Here is a 22230-nt window from a genome sequence, read left to right as displayed (position 1 = left end):
TCCCCGGAATGGAACCCGGACAGCCTATCCGACCGCGTTCGAAAGCCTGCTGAAAGCCGTCGTGATCAGCCCTCGGACTCGTCGGACCCGCCGTCGGCCGGCGGCGGGGTCTGCTCCTGGGCCGGAACGATGGATGCCGCGGCCTCCGCCGAGTCTCCCGAGACGCGCTCGGTGCCGTCGCCGTTGCACGTCACGGTGTAGGTGACCGACAGCGCCTGGCTGCCGTTGTCGTCCACGACGACTTCCTGGGGCCGGTCCCCGATCGCGAAGCTCGCGGTCGATTCACCGTTCTTGTTGAACACGCCGCCCGAGACCGTCATCGTGTAGCTCGTCGCCTTCGGGGCACCGGCGGGGCAGGTGTAGCTGTCCCACATGATGCGGACCGTGGACCCTGCGGTGACTGTGCCGTCAGCGTTGCCGCCCTGAATGCTCGGCGCCGAGGGCGTCGTCATCTGCTGCGCGTTCGTGTAGCTCAGGAGGGTGATCAGGTCGCCGGCGTCGACATTCCCTGTCGGGTTCACGCGGTAGACCTGCCCGACCTGCGAGTCGGTGGGAGCGGGGTCGCCGTCCTCGCACTTGACGTTGTCGAATCCGTTGTCGTTCAGGATCCGGGTCGCCTCATCGCACGATTTGCCTTCGAGACCGAGCGAGGCGGGGTTCGGCGCCGTTGTCTCCGGGGGAGCGGACGAGGGCGGCGGCGCCGGAGAGGAGGGCGGCGCGGACGACTGGACCGGAGCGGAGCTGGCCGGGCCGGGCTCGGGCGTCCCCTCCTTCGGGCCGAAGAGGGCGATGAGGGTGCCGATGAGCACGACGGCGAGCAGCGCGATGAGGGCGACGAGCGGCCACGTCCACGGGCTGCGCTTCTTCTTGGCCTTCAGCTCGGACGCGGTCTGCTCCGTCGCCAGTGCGGCCGTGCCGGTCCCGACACCCGCGGCGGCGCCTGCGGCGGCGGCCCCGGACGACGGCAGCAGGCGGGTCGTGGCATCCGACCCCGTGTTCGAGGTCAGCAGCTGGGTGAAGGCGTCGGGGGATGCGGCACCCGCGATGGCGGGGACGATCGCGGCTGCGCCGGCGACGTCGCCGCGGCGGAGGGCACCGGCGGCACGCGCGACGGCAGAGGTCGACGCGGGGCGCTCGTCGGGCTTCTTCGCGATCATGCTCATCACGAAGCGCTGCACGGGCTCGGAGACCGTATCGGGAAGCGGCGGCGGGGTGTCGTTGATCTGTGCCATCGCGATCGCGACCTGCGACTCGCCCGTGAACGGACGGCGGCCCGCCAACAGCTCGTACGCGACGATGCCGAGGGAGTAGATGTCGGTTGCGGGGGATGCCGCGTGCCCCGACGCCTGCTCGGGCGACAGGTACTGGACCGTACCCATGACCTGACCGGTTGCCGTCAGCGGCACCTGGTCGGCGATACGGGCGATGCCGAAGTCGGTGATCTTGACGCGGCCGTCGGGAGTGATCAGCAGGTTACCCGGCTTGATGTCCCGGTGGACGAGCCCTGCGGCGTGGGCGGCCTGGAGAGCCGATGCGGTCTGGGCGACGATGTCGAGCGTCTTGTCGGTCGACAGGGCGCCTTCGCGCTCGAGGATGGTCGACAGGGCCTCGCCCGGGACGAGCTCCATCACGAGGAAGGCGGAGCCGTTCTCCTCGCCGTAGTCGAAGACGCTGGCGATGCCCTCGTGGTTGACGAGAGCGGCGTGGCGCGCCTCGGCGCGGAAGCGCTCGAGGAAGCCGGGGTCGCCCATGTACTCGTCTTTGAGGATCTTGATCGCGACCGTACGTCCGATGACGTGGTCGGTGGCCTCCCAGACCTCGCCCATGCCGCCGATGGCGATCCGCGAGTCCAGTTCGTACCGTCCGCCGAAGCTCACACCTTGCGTCGGTCTCATTCGCTCAGCACCGCCTCAATCACTTTCTTCGCGATCGGGGCCGCGATCCCGTTGCTCGTGCCGTTCTGGCCGAGCCCACCACCGTTCTCCACCATCACCGTGACGACCACCTTCGGGTCTTCAGCGGGCGCGAACCCGGTGAACCACAGCGTGTACGGGTCCCCCGGATTGTGCTCCGCCGTTCCGGTCTTCCCGGCGACGTCGACGCCGTCTATTCTCGCACCCGACGCGGCGCCGTTTTTGACATTGGCGATCATCAGATCGGTCATCGTCTTCGCCACTTCCGGGCTCACCGCGCGCCCGAACTCGGTGTCGGCGGGCTCGTCCTGGACCGTCAGGTCGGGAGCGACGACGCGGTCCACCATGCGCGGATTCATCACGACGCCGTCGTTGGCGATGCCCGCCGCGACCATCGCCATCTGCAGCGGGGTCGCACGGACGTCGGTCTGCCCGATGCCGCTCAGCGCGGTCTGCGGTTCGTTGAAGCCCTCGGGGTAGCTCGAGGCCGCGACGTTCAGCGGGATCTCGAAGGCCGAGTTGAAGCCGAACTTCTGCGCTTCTTCGCGGATCGCGTCGGTGCCGAGCTCGAGGGCGAGCTCAGCCATCGGGATGTTGCAGCTGAGCCGCAGCGCAGTCGCGAGGGTCGTCTTCTCGCCGGGACCGCAGGTGCCGCGGTCGAAGTTGTGCAGGATGCTGTCGGTGCCCGGGAGCGTGAAGGTCGCGGGGTTGTCGAACTCCGACTCGGGCGTGTACTTGCCCGACGAGAGTGCCGCCGACGCGACCACCAGCTTGAACGTCGATCCGGGGGGCTCGGTTTCGCGGGTGACGCGGTTGGTCAGCGGGCGGAGCGGGTCGGCCTCGAGCTTCTGGTCGGCCGCGTTGACGGCCGAGCTGTTGTGAGACGCGAGGAGGTTCGTGTCGAAGCTGGGGCTCGTGGCCATCGCCAGGATCCGGCCGGTGTCGGGTTCCATCGCGACGACGGCTCCTTCGAGGCCGTCGAGCGCGTCGTACGCGACCTTCTGGACCTTCGGGTCGAGCGAGAGGAGCACGTTCGACCCGCGCGGCGGCTGGCCGCTCACGATCTGGTCGAAGCGGGTGAGGAACTGCCGGCTGCCGGTTCCGGCGAGGGCGGCGTTCATCGCGTACTCGAGACCGGTGGAGGAGCGGAGGACGGGGTTGATGAACCCGGTCACGGGCGCCCACATCTCGGCATCCGGGTAGGTGCGGATCCAGCTGTAGACGTCGTCGCTCGGGTCGGACGACGCGATCGCCGTGCCGCCGGCGAAGATCGTGCCGCGCTGCACCGCGTACGAGTCGTACAGGGTGCGGCGGTTGTTCGGGTTCTCGTTCAGCTGTCCGGCGAGAGCGACCTGGATGACGCTGGTCGCCGCGAAGAGGCTGAGGAACATGAGGAGCACGACGACGCTCAGTCGGCGCAGTTGCTTGGTCATCCGATCACCACCCGGGGCCTGGAGCGAACCGCGTCGGAGATCCGAAGCAGGATCGCGATGATGAGGAAGTTCGCGATGAGCGACGATCCACCCGCCGCGAGGAACGGCATCGTCAGGCCCGTGAGCGGGATGACGCGGGTCACGCCGCCGACCATGATGAACACCTGCAGGGCAAGCGTGAAGGACAGGCCCGTCGCGAGGAGTTTGCCGAAGTCGTCCTGACCGGCGATGCCGATGCGGATGCCGCGGCTGACGAACACCATGTAGAGCGCGAGGATCGCGAACACGCCGACCAGACCGAGCTCTTCACCGAGGCTGGGCAGGATGTAGTCGTTGTGCGCCAGCGGTGTCAGGTCGGGGCGACCCAGACCCCACCCCGTGCCGATCAGCCCGCCGTGGGCGAGGCCGAAGATCCCCGACACGAGCTGGAAGCTGCTGCCGTTGATGTAGTCCGGGTTGAAGGCGTCGAGCCAGTTCGAGAAGCGGAGTCCGACATACGGCAGAACCCGCGAGGCGACGAGGGCTCCGGCAGCGGCCAGCAGGAGTCCGAGGATCGCCCAGCTGGCCTTGCCCGTCGCGACGTAGAGCATCGCGATGAACATGCCGAAGATGAGGATGCCGGTACCCAGGTCGCGCTGCAGGACGATGATCCCCAGCGAGACGCCCCAGATGATCAGCAGCGGGCCGAGCTGACGTGCCTTGGGCCAGGTGATGCCGAGGAACTTCGTCCCGACCGAGCTGAGGGCCTCGCGGGTGCGGACGAGGTAGCCGGCGAAGAAGACGGCGAGGCAGATCTTCGCGAGCTCACCGGGCTGGAACGAGAAGACGCCGCCGATCGACACCCACACGTCGGCACCCGCCTTGATGCCCAGGCCCGGCACGAACGGCAGGAGCAGCAGCAGGATGCCGCTGAGCCCGAAGACGTAGGTGTAGCGGAACAGCACGCGGTAGTTGCGGAGGAAGACCACGATGAGGATCGCGCCCGCGATCGCGATGGCCGCCCACACCAGCTGACGGAAGCCCAGCGAGCCCCATCCCAGACGCCCCTCGGCGATGTCGAGACGGTAGATCATCGCGACGCCCATGCCCGTGAGGAGGGTGGCGATCGGGAGCACGAACGGGTCCGCATCCCGGGCACAGATGCGGGTCACGATGTGCAGCGCGAGCGCCAGACCGGCGAGGCCGCCGCAGTACGAGAGGAAGGTCGGGTCGATCTCGCCGCGCGTCCCCAGCTGCACGAGCACGACCGCGACGGTCGTCACGACCGTCGCGAACAGGAGCAGTCCGAGCTCGCGGTTGCGCTGCGTGGCCGGCACCCGGAGTTTCCGCAGTGCCTTGATGACCGTGGTGTCGGTCTCTACCGAGGCTGTCATGGGGTCCCCTGGCGGAGGTTGTCGACGATCGCCTGCGCGTCGGCGAGCGATCGGGCGGAGATGGTCTGTTCCACCGACTGCCGCTGATAGGCGGGAAGGTCGGCGAGGAGGATGTCGGTGTCCTCGAACGGCGTCGACAGCGAGATCGGACCGATGTCCTGTTGGATGCCGCGGTAGATCACGACGCTGTCGTCGTCGGCGCCGACGAAGTAGCGACTCTGCGTCCACGCATACCCGGCGAAGACGCCGGCCGCGATGACGGCGACGATCGCGATGAAGCCGACGAACCACCAGACGCGCCGCCGGCGGGCACGGCGGCGGTCCTCCTCGATCAGCTCCTCGAGGTATTCGGCCGCGGGTTCGAAGTGGCTCGGCTCGTTCGCCGCCTGGCGTCCGGTCTGGAACCAGCCCGTGCGCGCCGGCCGCGCGACGGGGATCTCGATGCCCTTCGGGGTGGCGGCGGAGCCGACGACCGTCGCCGTCCCGCTGTACATCGGATGCCGGCCGCCCACATCGACGAGGACGATCGTCACGTTGTCGGGAGCTCCGGCATCCAGCGCCAGCTTCAAGAGCATGTCGGCGGTGCGGCCGGGAGCGAGGTCCTGACGCAGCACCTTCGCGGTCTGGGCGTCATCCACGACGCCGCACAGGCCGTCGGAGCAGATCAGCCAGCGGTCTCCCGGCTGGGTCTGCATGATGAACGCGTCGACCTCGGGGTCGGTGCCCATGTCGCCGAGGACGCGCATGAGAACGGAGCGTCGCGGGTGGTAGCGGGCTTCTTCGGGTGTGATGCGCCCGGAGTCGACGAGCCGCTGCACGAAGGTGTGATCCGTCGTGATCTGGGTGAACGCGCCGTCGCGGAAGAGATAGACGCGCGAGTCGCCGATGTGGGCGATGACGGCGTAGTCGTCGACCATGAGAACGGCGCTGACCGTCGTTCCCATGCCGGCGAGTTCGGGGCGCTCGGCGACGGTGTCGACGAGGACGTGCGCTGCATCCACGATCGCCTCACGGAGCTCTCGCTCCGCCTCGGCGGGAGTCGGGAACGCGTGGTCGAGACCTTCGAGGTGATGTACCGCGATGCTCGACGCGATGTCGCCACCGGCGTGGCCGCCCATGCCGTCCGCCACCACGAACAGGTTCGAGCCCGAGAAACCCGAGTCCTGGTTGTTGGAGCGGACCTTCCCGGTATGGGAGATGGCGGCGCTCGAGCCCTCGAAGACCATCGGTGCGGGCCGTTACTTCCGCAGCTCGAACGTCGTGGCGCCGACCTTGATGGGTGCGCCGACGATCACGGGGACGGGAGAGGCGACGCGCTCGCCGTCGTGCCAGGTGCCGTTGGTGGAATCGAGGTCCTGGACCATCCATTGCTCGCCCCACAGCACGAGCCTCGCGTGGTGGCTCGAGGTGTAGTCATCGCGGATGACGAGGCCCGATTCGCTGGATCGACCGATCGTGAGGGGTTCATCGCCGAGAGGCAACTCGAGCCCGGCCTTCGGGCCGCTCGTGATGACGATGCGCGAAACGGTGTGCGTCGTGGCCTTCTGCGGGCCGCTGGGGGCGGCGGGTCGGCTGGTGATCGGGGAGACGATCGACGTCTCGGCGTTCGCCGGTGCGGTCGCGACCGGGCCGGGGGCGGCCGCGGCCGGCTCGGGCATCTTGCGGACCTTGACGCCGAAGAGGTCGGCGCGGAGCGAGTAGACCACCGCGAAGACGAAGAACCACAGCAGGATCAAGAACCCGATCTGCAGCAGCAGGAGTGTCAATTCGCTCATGCCTGGCCTCCGAGGTCGAACATGCGGGTCGCCGGATCCTGCGGCCGCGGGGGGATGCGGGATGCCTGCGCGACGACACGGAAGGTGATGCGGGTACGCCCGATGGTGACGACGGAGTCCGGCTCGAGGGCGGCCTCCGAGACTTTCACACCGTTGAGCTGCGTGCCGTTGGTCGAGCCGAGGTCGCGGACCATGGCGCGACGACCGTCCCACAGGATCTCGACGTGCCGACGGCTGGTACCGGCATCGGAGATCGTGATGTCGGCATCCGTCCCGCGTCCGATGACGGTACGGCTCGCGGCCAGCGGATGCTGCCTGCCGTCGATCTCGACGACGCCGTGCCAGGAGACGTCCTCAGCGCTGGCGGAGCGGGAGTCGACCCGGATGGTTCCGGTCGGGAGTGATTCGTCGGGGTTGATCGCGAGGGAGACCGGACCGGCGAAGCTGTACTGCTGCGCCTTCGCGTGGCCTTCGATCAGCTGCACGAGCTCGTCGTGCAGGGCTCGGCCCAGCGCGCCCATCCGCTCGTGGTCCGCAGGAGCGAGCCGGACGACGAGGGTGTTCGGAACGAGGATGCGGTCGCGCGAGACGACGGCGGCCTTCGCATCGAGCTCGGATCGCAGTGCAGACGCGATCTCGACAGGCTGCACACCGCTGCGGAAGGTCTTCGCGAACGCGCCGTTCACGGCGCGTTCGATTCCCTTCTCGAAGCTGTCAAGTAGTCCCACGGGGCTCCTCAGGCAGTCTGGACCGGTGCTCACATGCTAGTTGTCGACCCTGGCAGGGTCTGGGGAACACAGCTGCGGCCGTTTCTCCGGCGGGCTCGCGCCATGATATCCTCGGAAAGTTGATCCCGTGGCGACACGGGTTCGCGCGAGTGGCGGAATAGGCAGACGCGCTGGCTTCAGGTGCCAGTGCCCGAAAGGGCGTGGGGGTTCAACTCCCCCCTCGCGCACAGACGGCTGTGTTCGTAAATACAGCCACGTGTGTTCGTAAATTGCACGAGGCTTCATCGTGTGAACGAAGAGCTGGTCAGATCATCAGTCTGACCGGCTTTTTTGTTTGCCATCGCGCCCCGGCGTGAGTCCCCGGCGCGGCTCACGGGCGCCGCCTGCCCCCGCCTCCGTCTTGCGCTGCGCACGCTGTGGGGAAGATGTCGTTGATGTCGGTGAGCGAGGCGCTCGCCGCGTCGAAGATGCGGAACACGGTGAAGATGCTCGTTCCGGTGGCGGTGCCGGACTCGGTCTGTCGCAAGTTCGAGGTCTCGATCCCGGCTCGTGCGGCCAGCTCCTTCAACCTTTGCCCGCTTGTGCTTGCGTGTTCATCTGTCGAAGCCGATATCAGTCAAGCAAATCCTGGCCGTAATTACGCGGGAAAACGGCCTAGGAGTTGTTCCGCGACACGAACCAGTCAAGCAAACGAGCGCGTGCTACCCGATGGACTTCGCCCAGTACGGGACGTAAGACCGTGACTTCGTTCCGACGGTGTCGTCGAACAACTCGATGAGGCCGTCCCCCATTGCGGTGCTAATCAGGCGGGAGACTTGGGAGCTGTTCTGGGTGGCGATGCCGAATCGTGCACGCAAAGACCCGTTTGTTAGGTGCTGGTGGTTGGCGTACTGGAGACAGGCGTGGGCGTACACGGCCCAAGTCTGGTCTTCTTGACGCATCGAGGTGAGCTTCCGCGGACCGAGGATGGTCACCCTCATCGCATCGTCATCCATATGGATGACAGGAGACGGCAGACCAGCGGCTTCGGTTTCCATAGCGATCCGATCCCACCCTGTGCCATGGTTCTCGCACAGTCGCATCTGAAGCATCAGGTTCGAGAGCATGGCATTGCGGGCGATGGGTGGATGGTTGATGAGGCGGTCGGCGGCCACTAGCGATGCCCCGGGGTTTGTGACCTCGATTCTGTCGCCAAACACTTCTACGCGCGGGCCCGCCCCGCGAACGGTGAGGTCTTGGTGAACCATCGCGTTCGCGAGCACCTCACGAAGCAGGAGATCGCTGTACACGAGTTGCTCGGTACGCTCGCCGTTGACATAGACCTCACGCGCAGGCAGCAGCGCTTTCAGCCAAGCAAGCAGCCCTGTGAAACCGACCCCGTAGCCCTTCGCGCCTTCCTGACGCCTGATGACCTGCGCGCGGGTTGTGCCCTCGTACTGCACGACCCGGACTGACTTGCCTGTCACGCTTGTGAAAGACGATAGGTCACGAGCGAAAAGAAGCGCGCCCAGGTTGGTGATGTTCCACCGGCCATCGTCCCGTGATTCGACGAGAGCAAGCCGCGATGCGATCTCAAGTTGTTCGGTGAAATCCGCCGGCTTCGGGCTGCGGCTACGGGCGAAGTAGGCGTCGAGATCCAGCAGCTTCTCTACCTGGTCTCCGGTCGCACCCTCCATGGCGAGAGCTTCCTCGAAGCCTCGGTTGCGGAGGATGTCCCAAAGCCGCCCTTCCTTGTTCTTTTCCATCTTCAGTTCTGTGACCGCGGACCCGACACGAATGTACGGTTTGCCGTTGCACTCTGTTGGGCGACCCGACGCGGCATCGATCCTCAGGATGACAAGATGCGCGCCGTCGATCTGAAATTCGATGAACATGAAGCTTGCTGCGCCAGTTGCGCGCGACAACCAGAGTTCTAGTTCCTGACCCCCGACTTTGGTCTTCCGCGGAGAGAACCTCGTTCCGATGACGCGGCGCGTGACGTCCTCAACATCCCAGACGACATACCCAGCGCTTCGATTCAACAGAGTCGCCGCGTTGGATATCGCTGAGATGTATCGCGCGATCCTCTCGGGTTCATTGAGAGAGTCCTTGAACTCCAGCCATTCGGTCTCTGCCGGCGTCGCTACGAGTGCAGCGAACAGCTCACCAACTTCTTCGTCGCTCGGCGTGTTCACCACCCGACAAGAACAACTGTTGCCCGTTCACCGCAACGATGAGGGGCCCGCTGAACAGAGCAGACCCCTCACACACTCACGCGGCGAGAGCGTCCATATGCTCAAGCGGGTTGCCGTCGATGTCCAGACGGCGGCGCTTCCGCATCGTCGGACGGTCCACGACCTCCAAGGCTTCAGCTTCGATGTGGCTGACGATGCGGCGCATGTTGGAGACGGCCGCGGCCATGCCCACAACGAGGGAGTTGTAGGCGTATCCGACTGCACGGCGCTTCTCGGGGTTGCCGATGTCGGTGCCCGAATCTCCCTTGAACCACTGGTTGTTCTCTTCGACGCGGTTCCGCAGACCGAACCACGCGTGCCACTCCTCTGACAGGAACTCCACGGCGGAGAGGTGCTTGATGATGCGCATCCCCTCCTTCGTGTTCGGACCGATTTCCAGCGATTTCTTCGCGAGCTTGGGGGTGCGCTTGAGACGCTCGCCCGTTGCCGGGTCGAACAGCATCATGTCCCGCGTGATGGGCGGGTACGTGAATCGCTGGAAGCCGTCTTCGTCGGGGCGACCATGGTCTTTGAGCGCGTACTTCGACCGCGATGCCAGCTTCGCGAGGTACTCGTCGCGGGTGAGCTTGCCCTCTTCGTAGTCGGTGGTCGCGACGGCGAGGTCGCGAGGCATCCACTTCAGGTAGAGGTGACCGTCGGCGCACACTGCGTCCTCGAAGAAGCCCCGGATTCCGCCGCGGCCCTTGCCCTCGAAGTTCCAGACACCTCGGAAGCCGAGCTTGCGAATCTCGTTCTGGAAGCGCTCCGGGACGAAGTAGTTGTACATCTGGTCTGCCATGAGCCGGAAGCGTCGCATCCGGTCGAACATCTTGCTGTGCTGGCGGACGGCGCGGAGTGGGCCGTACTTGTTGCGGCCGGGGTGCTGCATTGAGGCGCCTGTCATCAGTACCGGGAAGCTCAGCGGGTCGCCTGGCTTGTTGGCGACGGTCACGACGGTTTCGAGTTCCCAGGCAGGCTCGTCGGTCCGACTCCCGTCCCCTTCGTGGCTTCCCTCACGCGTGTAGGGCGTGCTCATCCCGTCCAGGTTCCATCGCTCCTTCTCATCCGCACCCCACCGCGAGTTGGCGCGACCGACCAGATAGATGGGGGTGGCGTCGATGGCGACGTTGCCCTTGTACCTGTCCATGATTTCGGTGGGCAGGCGTCGAACGGTGGCGTGGAGCAGCATGTTGGTGACCTCCTCCGCGCGGTCGCGCTTCTCCTGCGAGTAGCTTGCCTTCGCCGCACGGAACTCCTCCGCGGTGATGTGGTGACGCTTCGACACCTCCCACGGCTCCATCAGGTCGAGGATGCGGTTCAGTGAACGGGCCACCCGCCCGTACCACTGCTTCTCGTTGCTGAGCAGGGTAGGCAGTCCGAGGTAGGCCCGCGTCGCGGGCGTCGTCCGGGCCAGGAGTGTCTTGGCCATCGCACGGTAGCGGGCGTCGCCGGCGTCGACATGCATCATCAGCAGGACCAGAACGGTCCGGAATCGCAGCTGGGGCGGGCGGCCGGCGTTGGACTTGCGGTCCTTGCGGTCGCATTCTTCGAGGTACTCGACGATGCCGGATTCGTCGATGAGCTGACCGTAGAGCATCACGTGTTCGAGGCAGGTTGGTCCTGCCGCGCGGACGTACTCGTAGCGCTCGAAGGTGTGCCCGGTGGCCTCGACCATGTGGCGGTCGAACTTCGTCAGTGCCGCGGCGACCCGCTCCGCGCGCGTCATCGCTGGACCTCCGAACGGAAGATGCGGCGATACTCGGCGTCGTCGCGGTAGTCCACGTACTCGAGCAGGAGGTGCAGCTGCTGCAGCTTTCCGACGCCCGCAGCGCGCAGGAGGTCCTTCATCGGGACACCGACCGCGAGGTGATGAGTGAACCAGGTGTGCCGGAGCCTGTCGGCGCGTGGCCCGCGTCCGAAGGAGTTCTCCGTGAAGTTGGAGGTGAGGTTCGAGGTGTTTCGTCGGTTGAGGGGACCCCAGAGCGCCTCGTCGCGCGGGCGACGTTCCAGGAGGACGAGCATCCACTCTTCCCACTCAGCCAGCAGCGGGACCTGGCGACCAGCCGCGGTGATGAGGATGCCTGCATCATCAACGAGGACGTCCTCGTGGCGGACGCGGGGCAGCTCCCGAGGCCGGACACCGGCGCCGGCGCACAGCACCAGCATGAGCATCGCGCGGTCGCGCTTGAGGGTCGTCAGCTGACTGCCGGCCCAGCTGCGGAACTGTTCCATCTCGGATGCGGTGTACGGCGCCGCAGTCTGGCGGGATGACAGGGGTGTGGGACGCTCAGGGTGCTCGTCGGGCACGAGCACCTCGCTGACCCGCATCAGCAGGGAGCGGTAGTTCCTGCGGGTGCCCTCCGAGCGCTGCTGATTCGCTGTCGTCGAGTAGATGTCGATGGCTCGCACCGAGAAGATGACGTCCGCGGTCAATGGCCACCCCTGCTGCGTGCACCACATCACGTAGCGGCTGACCTGGGTCATCAGCAGCTTCGCTGCGTACGCCGTGTTCGGCGCGGCGAGGGTAACGCAGTCCCGAATGAAGATGTCGAGCGCGGAGCCAGGCTCGACGCCTGGGAGTCGGTCGCCGGTCACGACGTCCCGAGCCTCTCGGGTGAGCGCGGCATAGGTGAGCTTCTCCAGAAGCCGGCGCACCTTCGGCGCCGGTTCCGTGGACCGGAAGCGCCCGAGGTGCTCGCTGAGGAGTTCCGAATGCTCACGCATTTCGGAGTTGTCGTCGAACTTGGTGATGCGGTTGAGATAGGTAGGTGTCTGCACCACCACCTCATGCACAGTGCCGACGTAAACCCTGCGCAAATGAGTAGGATTTCCAGCAGTCGCTGATGCTAAGCGAAGAATGCCTGAAATTCGCCTCGTCGAAACGGAACCCGGGTAGAGCTGAGGAGGTAGCTGGTGGTCGCCAAAGGTCCCGGAATGGTGTTCGAGCCGCGAAGCGTTGTTGCTGTTCCGTCAGCCTTCGGTCGCGTCCGCAACCTCCTGCCGCCGGCCGAGGGGGTGGATGTCCGCGACCACCGATACCGCGCGGCGATGGTGCAGCACTTGGTCGCGGACATGATTCACGACGGGTTGCGATTGCGCGGCGAGACGCTTCCGCAGTTCCTCGAGAGGGCGCCAGGTCTTCCCGGGCTCAGTGCTGACAGGCAGCGCCGCATGCTCCGCGGCGAGACCGGTGCGCAGTTCGCCGACCTCGCGTTCTGGGCGTCGGTGTTCCCGACCGTCGCCGTAGCCGTTGCGCGGTACATCGAATCCTGGGTCCCGCCGCTGTCCGACGAAGCACGGGCTCGACTCCCACACATCTGAGGCATCCTCCACGGCGCTTCCAATGAACAAGTCGGGAGCTCACGGCGCGCCGAGGAACGCTGGACATCGGTCGTGCATGCTGCCCTTCGCCGGAAGCATAGGGCATGTATAGAAGGCCGTATACACCTATTCTTTCCCAGATCAGCGGACAACTCGCCGCGTGACTTCCGTTGGACATGTCCAACGCAAACGCAGTGTCCAGGTCAGCGCACAGCGGACGGAAACTCAACACTCGCTCAGTATTCGGAGAAATCCGAGTGAAGTGCCTAGGGGGAACGCGCCAAACCTCATACGGTCGAAGGGAGCAACCGCTGAGGGCGGGCTCAGGCTGACTGGGGGGGAAAGCCGATGGCGGAACGGCGCACGCACGACCGGATGGCCGTGCGCTGGTGAGTACCGGCGACTCATTCGAGCGCCTGGGTGCAGTCGACCTCGCGCGTCGCGTTCGCAACGGCCACTTGCAGGCGTGGCTGTCATTGCTGACGGTGCCCCTGGCGTTCGCCGGGATCTTCGTCTTCTTCGAGGTCGCGCGGAGAGCAAGTCTCTCGAGCGCGCCAACGGTTGTCCGCTCCTGGTGGGGGACGCTGGACTTCGCCACCGCCTTGGTGCTCCTGCTCCCCGTCCTGCTTCTCATCGGGGTGCGAGTGCACGACGGCGAGGTCTACTACCTGAGGTCAAGAAAGCGTCCGATTGCTCATGCACCGTGGGTCGACGTCGCGGCACCGACGGCGTACGCCCTAATTGTCATTGCCTGGGGCGAGCTGTTGCTGCGCCCCACGTTCGACGAGCGGGCCACGAGCGCAGAGTACGTTGCGCTGCTCCCGTGGGACAGCGACCCCGCGAGCCTCATCTCAGCCGTCCCCGTTGTGATGGCGACCTACTACGTCGTCGGCGGCACCCTCCTCGCCCTGCACGTCGCCGGGCTCACGCTGAATCCAGCAGACCTGGGGACCCATCGGGCATCGCTCGCAAAGGCTCTCCCCGGACGGCGTCGAACCCGGCGCCGGTGACAACCAGAGAACGGAAAAGAAGTGACCACCACTTGGAAGACGTCAGTTCTGCTCGTATCGGCGCTCGTCGGCGGGTCGCTCGCCGCGGTCGCGCCGATGGAGCCGGCGGCTGCGAACACACAGCCGGCCACTGACATCATCACGCCCGCGGCTGCGAACATCATCACGAAGTCCGGCCGCATCGTCGACTTCTACACCGAGCTCGGAATCGCGGCGAACGAGATTCCGGCTGTGGATCCTGCGCACACCGCCTCATTGGAGGCGGTCATCCAGGTCGCGCTCGATGACGTCAGTGCGACCTCGCCGGTCACCACGGCGGCTGTCGCTTGCTCCGACACGGGGGCGCTGGTCGCTCACGCGCGCCAGGTGGCGGCGATGAACAAAGCGCGCGACACCCGTGCGAAGAGCCTGGACGAAGAGACCGTGTATATGTACATGTCGCACTACTTCGACCTCCCGAGCCCGTGCGCGAGCAACACCGCGTACTACCCGAGCTGGATCACCAACTCTGACCGTCAGGCGTACGGGAACTTCTTGACCGCGACCGGGATGACGGATCTCGCCGCTTCGACCGGGCAGATGGTCCTCAGCGCCACGACCCTCGCCAGCAACCCCGCGAGCTCCATCGACAACATCTTCAACGGTGACGCGGTCGACCGTCTCGCCGGCGGATTGGATCTCGCCGACAAGCTCGGGGCCGGCCGCACGCTGGTCGAAGAGCTCGGCACCGTCAGTGCACAGCTCGACACCGGCGCGACGCCCGAGGACATCGTCGACGGGATGCACTCGCGCCTTTCGACCACGTGGGGAACCGATGACCTCATCTCCGTCATCATCGGAACCGGTGCAGCACTGATGGTCCCCACGGTCGGTGCGGCGGTATTCGGCCTCGGCGCGGTTGCTGTTTCCCTGCAGATCACGGGGTTCAACACCATCGTGCAGCACGCCGCCTACAACGCGCTCCGCTACACCACGAGCTCACGCACATCGGCGCGCTTGATGCGTTCACTCGGCTGGTAAGAGGCGCTCCACGGTGGTCAGAGACGCAAGCAACCTGTGGCTCTGACCACCGTGTCGCGTTTCGCGTTGGACATGTATAACCGGCCCGCTACATAGGGTGTTCTTTTGCGGGACTGTTGTACATCGTTAACAGGTGTGGGACACGGAGACGGCTGAGCAGCTCGGTGCTGCCATCCGTCGGCTCCGGCAAGAACGCGGGCTCTCGCAGGAGACTCTCGCCAATCAGGCGGGCATCACGAAGAACCAGCTGCAGCTCATCGAGAACGGACGCTCGTCCGGTCTGAAAGAGACGTCTGGGCCCTCCAACCCGCGCATGCTCACCCTCGTCGGCCTGTCGCAGGTGCTCGGTTTGAAAGTGTCCGAGCTGCTGGCAGCCGCTGGTCCTCGTGGCCAACGTCTTCTTCGGGTTCTACCTTTGGCAGACCAAGGACGACGGTTTCGAGCCTTCCGTGATGATTGCGTGGCTCAGTGCGACCGTTGTCGAGGTCGTCGGTATCGTCGTGATCGTCGCGCGCAACCTCTTCCCCTCCACCGCCGTCGCTCTGCGCCAGCGGGACATCCGCCGCCTCGCGAAGGCGGACCAAGACACGCGGTGAGCGGGTCGCGGGAACCGGGGAGCTGCCGCGTGGAATTCTCCTCCGCACGGTCGTCAACGGTGGGTGTGATGCTCGTCGAAGTCCGTCATGAGTGCGTCGAAGAACGGCGTGTGCGTCGGGACTCCTGAGCCGCTGAACTGCTCCCGAAGAGTCGCGAACGACGCGTTCACGGAGGCGCGCAGATCAGGGCTGAGAACCTCGAGCTCTAGGGGGCCGGTCCACGGCTGCGGCGTCGAGGTTGAAGGGGCCCAGGATGCATGTTCGACTCAGTTGAGCAGCTTGTCTAGCCGTGCTTTCAGGGCGTTGTCGCGATACCGCGGCGGGCACGCTGCTACGTAGCGGCGGAGGACGGCGATTTCCTTGTCGCGCTGCCCGAGCTTGCGGTGCACGATTGCGGCTTGCTCGGTGTAGAACGGCGCTGGCTGCAGCTTCTCCCGCTTTGCGGCCTGCTCTGCGCCCTCGATTGCGAGATAGCAGAGCTTCAACGCCTCTTCGAGCCGCCCCTCGCGCTTGAGCTGTTTGATGGGCTCGACGGTCTGCAGGTAGTGGATGCCATCGGACATGCCGGCTCTGAACTGCTCGGCGCGTTCGCCCCCGCTGGAGAGAGCTTCTTTCACCATCTTGTCGCGCTCGGAGTGCTCGGCGAGCCGCTTCGCGTCAGTGGACAGAGGTGGCCGCCGCTGCGCGGACCACTCCCACTGCGCCCGACCTTTGCCGAGCCACGCCCACGCCTCTGCTCGAAGGCCACGTTCGAGAAGCTGTGTGAACACCTGGAGGTGGACCACGCGGGCAGCGCCAGTCGGCAGGTCGATGGTTTTCGCTAGGTACCCGGGTAGATACCCGACACGCTCGCCCTCGACAACGACGGCCACTGCGGCCGGGTCGGCCGGGTTGTTCGGCTCCCGCTGAATCACGCCGCGGCACTCGAAGTGACCATCGTCTGTTGGGTCGAGCCGGGCCGCCAGTGCAGTGATGGCGGCTTTCCCGCTGGTGGTCGTCCCCGCCAGCTTCACAAGATCGGGAGTCATTCCCGAGCGGATTACCGCAGCCGACTTCGGCTCTGGGCGCTTCGCGTTTGACGCGTCCGCGCGTCCAAAGAGTCGTTGCAGGAACCCCACGGTCGCCATCCTCGCAGAACCTCAGGGTGGTGCGCTCGCTCGCCTTCGACGCCGGCGCGGCTGCCTTGGTGACACCGACGACGAGGACGCGATTGACCCGCGTGCGCCGCGCATGGAGCAAGGGTGAAATCACAAACCGAAACCCAGAAATCGACCGCTGTTACCCCGTCGAAGACTGTCCGAAAGCGCCTGACCGAAAGAGGATCTGACCTGGAGAAAACGCCGCTCGCTGGAAAAGCTGAGGGCTTAGCCCGGAATCGGCTGGAATCAGATGCTCACAAGGCCTTGAGTCTCAAGGGCTCGGGGATTTGCGAACACAGCCACAGACAGTGCGACACGAAGCCGGTCGGTGGTGAGAACCCCGACCGGCTTCGTCGTTTCCCGTGATTCAGCCGAGGCGGCGCTCGATGAGGATCGTGTCGCGCCAGGTGTCTCGCGATGGGCCGTACGTCATGTACGCGATCCGTTCACGATGACCGACGCGGCGAAAGCCGGCTCGTTCGTGTAGCGCGAGGCTCGCGAGGTTCTCGGGGAAGATGCTCGCCTGCACCGTCCAGATGCCGGCAGCAGCGGCATCCGCCATGAAGGCGTCGAGGAGGGCTCGGCCGACGCCTCGGCCCTGCGCGCTGTCGGCGACGTAAACGGAGTGTTCCACGACTCCTCGGTAGACCTCCCGCGTCGAGACGGGGGAGGCGGCGATCCAGCCGAGTACCGCGCCGGCCGGACCGGCGGCGACGAGTCGTCCCACGTGAAGCTTCGCCCGGTCGAACTCGTCCCAGGATGGGGGTGCGCTCTCGAAAGTCGCGTTGCCCTGTGCGATGCCTTCGCGGTAGACCGACTCCACCTGGGGCCAGTCGTGCGGTGCCATGGCCCGGACGGTGGCGTCGGTCATGGGCGGAGAGTCTGGGAGGCGGCGTCGAGAGCGTCGGTGACGACGCGATAGTAGGCCCATCGGCCCCGCTGCTCACGGGTTGCGAGCCCCGCGTCGACGAGCTGCTTCATGTGATGGGAGACGGTCGGCTGCGACAGCCCGACGGGCTCGGTGAGATCGCAGATGCACGCTTCGCCTTCGGCGGAGGCGGCGATCAGGGACAGCAGCCGGACACGGGTGGGGTCGCCGAGTGCCTTGAAGACTCGCGCGGTTCGCTCCGCGTCTTCGACCGAGATCACGCTGCCCGTGACAGTGCCGCAGCACACCGCGCCCTCCGTCGAGGTGAGGAGCGGGAGCTGTGCGGGCATACCCACATCCTCTCACGTCGTATTGACATCCGTCGATACGTTGGGCACGATCTACCCATCGAGGTTCATCGATACGTCTTGGAGGCTCCTGATGGGGAACGTGTTGCCCGTGGTCGTGATCGGTGCCGGCCCGCAGGGACTTGCTGCGGCCGCTCACCTGGTCGAGCGGACCGTGCCCGTCGTGGTCCTCGAGGCCGGTGCGGCTCCCGCTGCGGCAGTCGCCGAGTGGGGCCACGTCCGGTTGTTCTCCGAGTGGCCCGAACTCATCGACGCGGCTGGAGCGCGCCTCCTGAACGCCTCAGGATGGCAGGCCCCCGCGGCCGGATACCCTACGGGCGACCAGTGGATCGAGGAGTACCTCGCACCCCTCGCAGCGGCTTTGGGTGACCGGATCCGCTTCGGTTCCCGCGTCACGGGCGTGTCCCGGCAGGGGCGGGACCGGCTCGTGGATGCCGGCCGGGGCGATCAGCCGTTCACCGTCCACATCGCACCCGCCGAAGGAGAGGAGTACCGGCTGCAGGCGCGGGCGGTGATCGACGCATCCGGTACCTGGGCCCACCCGAACCCAGCCGGAGCCGACGGGCTGCCCGCGCTGGGGGAGGCCTCCGCGGCGGACATGCTCTCGTACCGCATCCCCGACGTCCATGATCGGGCTGGTTTCTCCGGTAAGCACACGATCGTGATCGGCTCCGGACATTCCGCTGTGACCGCCGTCCTGGCCCTCGCGAGAATGGCACGTCGCGACCCCTCGACGACCGTGACCTGGGCGTTGCGCCGGGCAACCGCCGGTAACACGTTCGGCGGAGGGGATGCCGACGAGCTGCCTGCGCGCGGCGCGTTGGGGATCCGGGCGAAAGAGTACGTCGACGCGGGTCTCGTCTCCCTCGTCACCGGGTTCCGGGTCGAGCGGATCACTCGTGACGGAGAGCGCCCCACCCTGGTCGCGGAGGACGGTCGCACCCTCACCGCCGACCGCGTCGTGGTGTTGACCGGGTTCCGTCCCGATCTGTCGTTCCTCTCCGAGCTGCGCCTGGAGCTCGACCCGACCCTCCAAGCGCCCATGCGGATCGCCGAGGAGATCGACCCGAACATCCACTCCTGCGGCTCCGTCGCCGCGACGGGCGCGGCGGACCTCGCGCAGCCCGAGCCGGACTTCTACCTCGTCGGGGCGAAGTCCTACGGTCGTGCGCCGACGTTCCTGGCGCTCACCGGGTACGAGCAGGTGCGCAGCGTCGTGGCCGCGCTGGCGGGCGATCATGAAGCCGCCCGCCGCGTAGAGCTGGTCCTGCCGGACACCGGCGTGTGCGGCGGCGCGGGACAGTTCGACGCATCCGGAGTCTCGCTCGGCGGAGCCTGCTGCGCTCCGCCCGTCGGGCTCCTGCAAGTCGGCCGCGCTCCGGCATCCGTCTGATCCGTGGGTATGCAGACTGCGTCGGCGCGGCCGCCGCTGGCGCGACGGATGTTGGCGGAGTTCGTCGGAACCGGGATGCTCGTCACCGTCGTCGTCGGCTCGGGGATCGCCGCCCAGCGACTCTCCCCGAACGACGTCGGCCTGCAACTGCTCGAGAACAGCCTCGCCACTGCTTTCGGCCTCGCCGTGCTCATTCTCATGCTCGGCCCCGTGTCGGGAGCCCACGTCAACCCCGCCGTTTCGCTCGCGGACTGGGTGCTCGGTCGGCGCCGTGCCGGTGGACTTCGTCTGACCGACCTCGGCGCGTACCTTGTCGCTCAGACCGCGGGCGGTGTCGCCGGCGCACTGTTGGCCAGTGTGATGTTCGACGTCGCGCCCGCGTTCTCCACGCAGCAGCGGGCAACTCCCGGGCAGCTCATCGGAGAAGTCGTCGCCACCGCCGGGCTCGTGCTGCTGATCTTCACCCTCGCCCGCACGAGCACGCCGAGCGTGACCGCGGCGGCAGTCGGCGCGTACATCGGCGCGGCCTACTGGTTCACCAGTTCGACATCGTTCGCGAACCCCGCGGTCACGATCGCTCGCATGTTCTCCGACACCTTCGCCGGAATCGCCCCGGCATCCGCTCCGCCGTTCGTCCTGGCGCAGCTCGTCGGCGCCACCATCGGGCTGGCACTCCTCCTCGTCCTCCACCCGACAGCCACCCGTGCGGCCGACCGCGCCGTCATCCCCACCGAACCCGAGACCACCCCGCAGGAGCACTCATGACCGACATCACCAAACCCGCCGTCCTCTTCGTCTGCGTCCACAACGCCGGCCGCTCGCAGATGGCTGCCGGGTACCTCCGCGCGATCGCCGGGAACCGCATCGACGTGTTCTCCGCCGGTAGTGAGCCCGGTGACGCCGTGAACCCCAACGCCGTCGCCGTCATGGCGGAGGAAGGCATCGACCTCACCGGCGCCGTCCCCCAGATCCTGACCACCGACGCCGTACGTCAGGCCGACGTCGTGATCACGATGGGATGCGGTGACGCCTGCCCGATCTTCCCCGGCAAGCGCTACGAGGACTGGGAGCTCGCCGACCCGGCGGGCCAGCCGATGGACGTCGTCCGTGACGTCCGCGACGACATCCGCGGAAGGGTCGAGACGCTGGTGGCGAGCCTCGTCTGATCTCGCCGCCGTTTGACGAGAGCCGCTGCAGAGGCACAGACCTCCGAGCGGCAGTCCGTCGCGCGTAGGCTCTTCAGGTGAGTGCATCGCGCGGCCGGATCTGGACCGGAGTCATCCGCGTCGCACCCTACGACCGTGATCACACGGTCGCGATCCGTGCAGCGATCAGCGTCGGCGTCCCTCTGCTCGTCCTCTGGGCGACCGGGCGGCTCGACCTCAGCATCTACGCGAGTTTCGGAGCCTTCGCTTCTCTGTACGGGCGTACCGATCCGATCGGCGATCGGGTCCGGATGCAGGCGGCCGCCGGCGCGGTCCTGGTCGCCGCCATGCTCATCGGTACGGCCACCTCGGTCGGCCATCTGGCGGCGCCGTGGGCGATCATCGTCGTGTCGGCCGTCGCGTCGGTCGTCACCCTGCTCGCGTACTCGGCGCAGTGGCACCCGCCGGGCGCGCTGTTCATCGTGTTCGCCGCGGGGGCCACGGCATCCGTTCCCGCCGATGCCACCCGCCTGGTCGACGTCCTCGCCGTCGGCCTCGCGGCGGTCGTCTTCTCGATCCTCGTCACGCTCGGTTACGAGATGGTGTCCGCCCGGAGCGTCCCCCGCCTCGCGCGGACGAAGAACCGCATCGCCGTCGGCGCCGTCGCGTCGGAGATGGCCGTCACCGTCGCCGCGGCGACGCTCCTCGGCGGGATCGCCGGACTTCTCCTACTGGACTCGCACTGGTACTGGGCGATGGTCGGCGCCGTCGCGGCGGTCAGCGGGCCGCACGTGAAGGCGCGCATCATCCGGGGTCTGCAGCGTCTCATCGGGACCGGGCTCGGCGTGCTGGTCGCCGCGGGGATCCTCGCCCTGAACGTGCCCCCGCTCGGAGTGATCCTGATCGCCGTCGCGCTGCAGGCCGCTGCCGAACTGTTCGTCGGTCGCAACTACGCCCTCGCGATGGTTTTCATCACCCCGCTCGCCCTCTTGATGGTGCAACTCGCGGCGCCCACTACCGTCGGCGTCCTGTTGAGCGACCGGCTGTGGGAGACGCTGGTCGGCATCGTTGCGGGCACCGCCGTCGCCGTCGCGTCGGCGCTGCTCCGGCGCAGGAGCCAGTCGGGTCGCTGACGCGTCACGCGTCGCCCGCGATCTCCCACAGTTCGATCTCGAGGCCTTCGGGGTCGACGATCCGCACGAACCGGCCGTACTCGGTGTCCCACTCCGGCCGCGTCTCGACGGCGATCTCCGCCGCCCGCAGACCCGCTACGAGCTCGTCGAGATGGCTCACCCGCAGGTTGAGCATGAAGGGCTGGTCTGACGCGAAGTAGTCGCTGTCAGCCGAGAACGGCGCGAACACCGTCATCCCGGCATCCTGCTGCCAGACGGCACCCTCGCCTTCGGCACCAGCGTCGACGTCGAGGTGCCGGCGGTACCACTCGGCGCGAGCCTGCGGGTCCCGACTGCGGAAGAACAGCCCGCCGATTCCGAGAACGCTCACGCGGCGAGCATACTCACGCGACCGAGATCGAGTCAGCCCTGATAACCGATCAGCCACGTGATCCCGAAGCGGTCCGTCACGGTGCCGTCGTGATCGCCCCACGCGCGCAGCTGCAGCGCGTCGATCACGCTGCCGCCGTCGGCGAGCGTCGCGAACCACCTCTCGAGCTCGGCGGGCTCTGCTGTGCCGAGCAGCGAGAACATGACGCCCCGGATCTCCAGGGGTTCGTCGCCGGGTCCGCCATCGGCGGCGAACAGCTCCACGCGTCCGGTCAGCATGCCGTGCGCGATGAAGTCGCTCGGCCCGTCCTCCCGTCCGACGTCGGCGAAGGTGTGCAGCACGAGCTCGCCGCCGAAGACCTCTCGATAGAAGGAGAGCGCCTCGCGCGCGACGCCGGGGAAGTGGAGGTACGGGGTGAGTCCGGTCATCCGG

At 66.9% G+C, this 22230-nt stretch carries 23 protein-coding genes, 1 tRNA gene and 1 pseudogene; 10 read left to right on the top strand and 15 right to left on the bottom strand.

Annotated features, from left to right (window positions below):
* Positions 1-65: 65 nt before the first annotated feature.
* Genes BBA86_RS13365 through BBA86_RS13340 form a run of 6 tightly spaced genes read right to left on the bottom strand, consistent with a single transcriptional unit; the run spans position 66 to position 7222 of the window.
* On the bottom strand, positions 66-1895 hold the full coding sequence (locus BBA86_RS13365) for a protein kinase domain-containing protein (RefSeq protein WP_065572002.1): 1830 nt from the start codon (positions 1893-1895) through the stop codon (positions 66-68).
* Complete coding sequence (locus BBA86_RS13360; RefSeq protein WP_065572001.1) at positions 1892-3346, bottom strand: peptidoglycan D,D-transpeptidase FtsI family protein; 1455 nt, start codon at positions 3344-3346, stop codon at positions 1892-1894. The genes BBA86_RS13365 and BBA86_RS13360 overlap by 4 nt, the downstream gene beginning before the upstream one ends.
* Positions 3343-4719, bottom strand: a complete 1377-nt coding sequence (locus BBA86_RS13355; RefSeq protein ID WP_065572000.1) for an FtsW/RodA/SpoVE family cell cycle protein — start codon at positions 4717-4719, stop codon at positions 3343-3345. The genes BBA86_RS13360 and BBA86_RS13355 overlap by 4 nt, the downstream gene beginning before the upstream one ends.
* Entirely contained in the window at positions 4716-5945 is a 1230-nt protein-coding gene (locus BBA86_RS13350) for a PP2C family protein-serine/threonine phosphatase (protein WP_065571999.1), read from the bottom strand. Before BBA86_RS13350 ends, BBA86_RS13355 begins: the two co-directional genes overlap by 4 nt.
* Positions 5946-5957: 12 nt before the next feature.
* Entirely contained in the window at positions 5958-6494 is a 537-nt protein-coding gene (locus BBA86_RS13345) for an FHA domain-containing protein (protein ID WP_065571998.1), read from the bottom strand.
* The gene (locus tag BBA86_RS13340; RefSeq protein WP_065571997.1) at positions 6491-7222 is read right to left on the bottom strand and encodes an FhaA domain-containing protein; all 732 of its coding nucleotides are present in this window, start codon (positions 7220-7222) and stop codon (positions 6491-6493) included. The genes BBA86_RS13345 and BBA86_RS13340 overlap by 4 nt, the downstream gene beginning before the upstream one ends.
* 143 nt (positions 7223-7365) lie before the next feature.
* Here BBA86_RS13340 and BBA86_RS13335 point away from each other — a divergent pair.
* Positions 7366-7449, top strand: a tRNA-Leu gene (locus BBA86_RS13335).
* Positions 7450-7592: 143 nt separating this feature from the next.
* Here BBA86_RS13335 and BBA86_RS14635 read toward each other — a convergent pair.
* The 4 genes from BBA86_RS14635 to BBA86_RS13315 all read right to left on the bottom strand — a co-directional run bounded on the left by BBA86_RS14635 (position 7593) and on the right by BBA86_RS13315 (position 12216).
* Positions 7593-7748, bottom strand: a complete 156-nt coding sequence (locus tag BBA86_RS14635; protein ID WP_189318472.1) for a hypothetical protein — start codon at positions 7746-7748, stop codon at positions 7593-7595.
* Positions 7749-7923: 175 nt separating this feature from the next.
* Positions 7924-9396, bottom strand: a complete 1473-nt coding sequence (locus BBA86_RS13325; RefSeq protein WP_065572324.1) for an ATP-binding protein — start codon at positions 9394-9396, stop codon at positions 7924-7926.
* A 76-nt stretch (positions 9397-9472) separates the two neighbouring features.
* Entirely contained in the window at positions 9473-11161 is a 1689-nt protein-coding gene (locus tag BBA86_RS13320; protein ID WP_065571995.1) for a hypothetical protein, read from the bottom strand.
* Positions 11158-12216, bottom strand: a complete 1059-nt coding sequence (locus BBA86_RS13315; RefSeq protein WP_065571994.1) for a site-specific integrase — start codon at positions 12214-12216, stop codon at positions 11158-11160. Before BBA86_RS13315 ends, BBA86_RS13320 begins: the two co-directional genes overlap by 4 nt.
* Before the next feature lie 267 nt (positions 12217-12483).
* Between BBA86_RS13315 and BBA86_RS13310 the strand changes: the two genes are divergently transcribed.
* The 5 genes and pseudogenes from BBA86_RS13310 (at position 12484) to BBA86_RS14720 (ending at position 15382) form a co-directional block, all read left to right on the top strand.
* Entirely contained in the window at positions 12484-12756 is a 273-nt protein-coding gene (locus BBA86_RS13310; protein ID WP_141677882.1) for a hypothetical protein, read from the top strand.
* Positions 12757-13145: 389 nt separating this feature from the next.
* On the top strand, positions 13146-13766 hold the full coding sequence (locus tag BBA86_RS13305) for a hypothetical protein (RefSeq protein ID WP_065571992.1): 621 nt from the start codon (positions 13146-13148) through the stop codon (positions 13764-13766).
* A 21-nt stretch (positions 13767-13787) separates the two neighbouring features.
* On the top strand, positions 13788-14786 hold the full coding sequence (locus tag BBA86_RS13300; RefSeq protein ID WP_065571991.1) for a hypothetical protein: 999 nt from the start codon (positions 13788-13790) through the stop codon (positions 14784-14786).
* Between the two features lie 133 nt (positions 14787-14919).
* Positions 14920-15153, top strand: a pseudogene (locus tag BBA86_RS14790) (helix-turn-helix domain-containing protein); the annotation flags it as partial.
* Positions 15154-15172: 19 nt separating this feature from the next.
* The gene (locus tag BBA86_RS14720) at positions 15173-15382 is read left to right on the top strand and encodes a hypothetical protein (RefSeq protein WP_065571990.1); all 210 of its coding nucleotides are present in this window, start codon (positions 15173-15175) and stop codon (positions 15380-15382) included.
* Between the two features lie 266 nt (positions 15383-15648).
* Here the strand turns inward: BBA86_RS14720 and BBA86_RS13290 are convergent, their stop codons facing one another.
* From BBA86_RS13290 to BBA86_RS13280, 3 genes are all read right to left on the bottom strand, one after another.
* The gene (locus BBA86_RS13290; protein ID WP_141677881.1) at positions 15649-16500 is read right to left on the bottom strand and encodes a hypothetical protein; all 852 of its coding nucleotides are present in this window, start codon (positions 16498-16500) and stop codon (positions 15649-15651) included.
* A gap of 388 nt (positions 16501-16888) precedes the next feature.
* Positions 16889-17392: a GNAT family N-acetyltransferase gene (locus tag BBA86_RS13285; protein ID WP_065571988.1), complete on the bottom strand. Its 504-nt coding sequence runs from the start codon at positions 17390-17392 to the stop codon at positions 16889-16891.
* Positions 17389-17739, bottom strand: a complete 351-nt coding sequence (locus tag BBA86_RS13280; RefSeq protein WP_189318471.1) for an ArsR/SmtB family transcription factor — start codon at positions 17737-17739, stop codon at positions 17389-17391. Before BBA86_RS13280 ends, BBA86_RS13285 begins: the two co-directional genes overlap by 4 nt.
* 91 nt (positions 17740-17830) lie before the next feature.
* Between BBA86_RS13280 and BBA86_RS13275 the strand changes: the two genes are divergently transcribed.
* From BBA86_RS13275 to BBA86_RS13260, 4 genes are all read left to right on the top strand, one after another.
* Positions 17831-19150, top strand: a complete 1320-nt coding sequence (locus BBA86_RS13275) for an NAD(P)-binding domain-containing protein (protein WP_065571987.1) — start codon at positions 17831-17833, stop codon at positions 19148-19150.
* A 9-nt stretch (positions 19151-19159) separates the two neighbouring features.
* Positions 19160-19915: an aquaporin gene (locus BBA86_RS13270; protein ID WP_065571986.1), complete on the top strand. Its 756-nt coding sequence runs from the start codon at positions 19160-19162 to the stop codon at positions 19913-19915.
* A complete protein-coding gene (locus BBA86_RS13265; RefSeq protein ID WP_065571985.1) occupies positions 19912-20316 on the top strand; it encodes an arsenate reductase ArsC in 405 nt (134 codons plus the stop codon). Before BBA86_RS13270 ends, BBA86_RS13265 begins: the two co-directional genes overlap by 4 nt.
* A 77-nt stretch (positions 20317-20393) precedes the next feature.
* On the top strand, positions 20394-21428 hold the full coding sequence (locus tag BBA86_RS13260; RefSeq protein WP_065571984.1) for an FUSC family protein: 1035 nt from the start codon (positions 20394-20396) through the stop codon (positions 21426-21428).
* 4 nt (positions 21429-21432) lie between these two features.
* Here the strand turns inward: BBA86_RS13260 and BBA86_RS13255 are convergent, their stop codons facing one another.
* Positions 21433-21798 carry a VOC family protein gene (locus tag BBA86_RS13255; protein WP_065571983.1) on the bottom strand — a complete coding sequence of 122 codons (366 nt, stop codon included), beginning with the start codon at positions 21796-21798 and terminating at the stop codon, positions 21433-21435.
* A 32-nt stretch (positions 21799-21830) separates the two neighbouring features.
* Entirely contained in the window at positions 21831-22226 is a 396-nt protein-coding gene (locus BBA86_RS13250) for a VOC family protein (protein WP_065571982.1), read from the bottom strand.
* Between the last annotated feature and the right edge of the window lie 4 nt (positions 22227-22230).

Origin of the sequence: Microbacterium oleivorans (assembly GCF_001691565.1) — a bacterium.
In the GTDB taxonomy this organism is placed as follows: Bacteria; Actinomycetota; Actinomycetes; order Actinomycetales; family Microbacteriaceae; genus Microbacterium; species Microbacterium oleivorans_B.
This window is presented reverse-complemented; position numbering and strand designations above follow the sequence as displayed.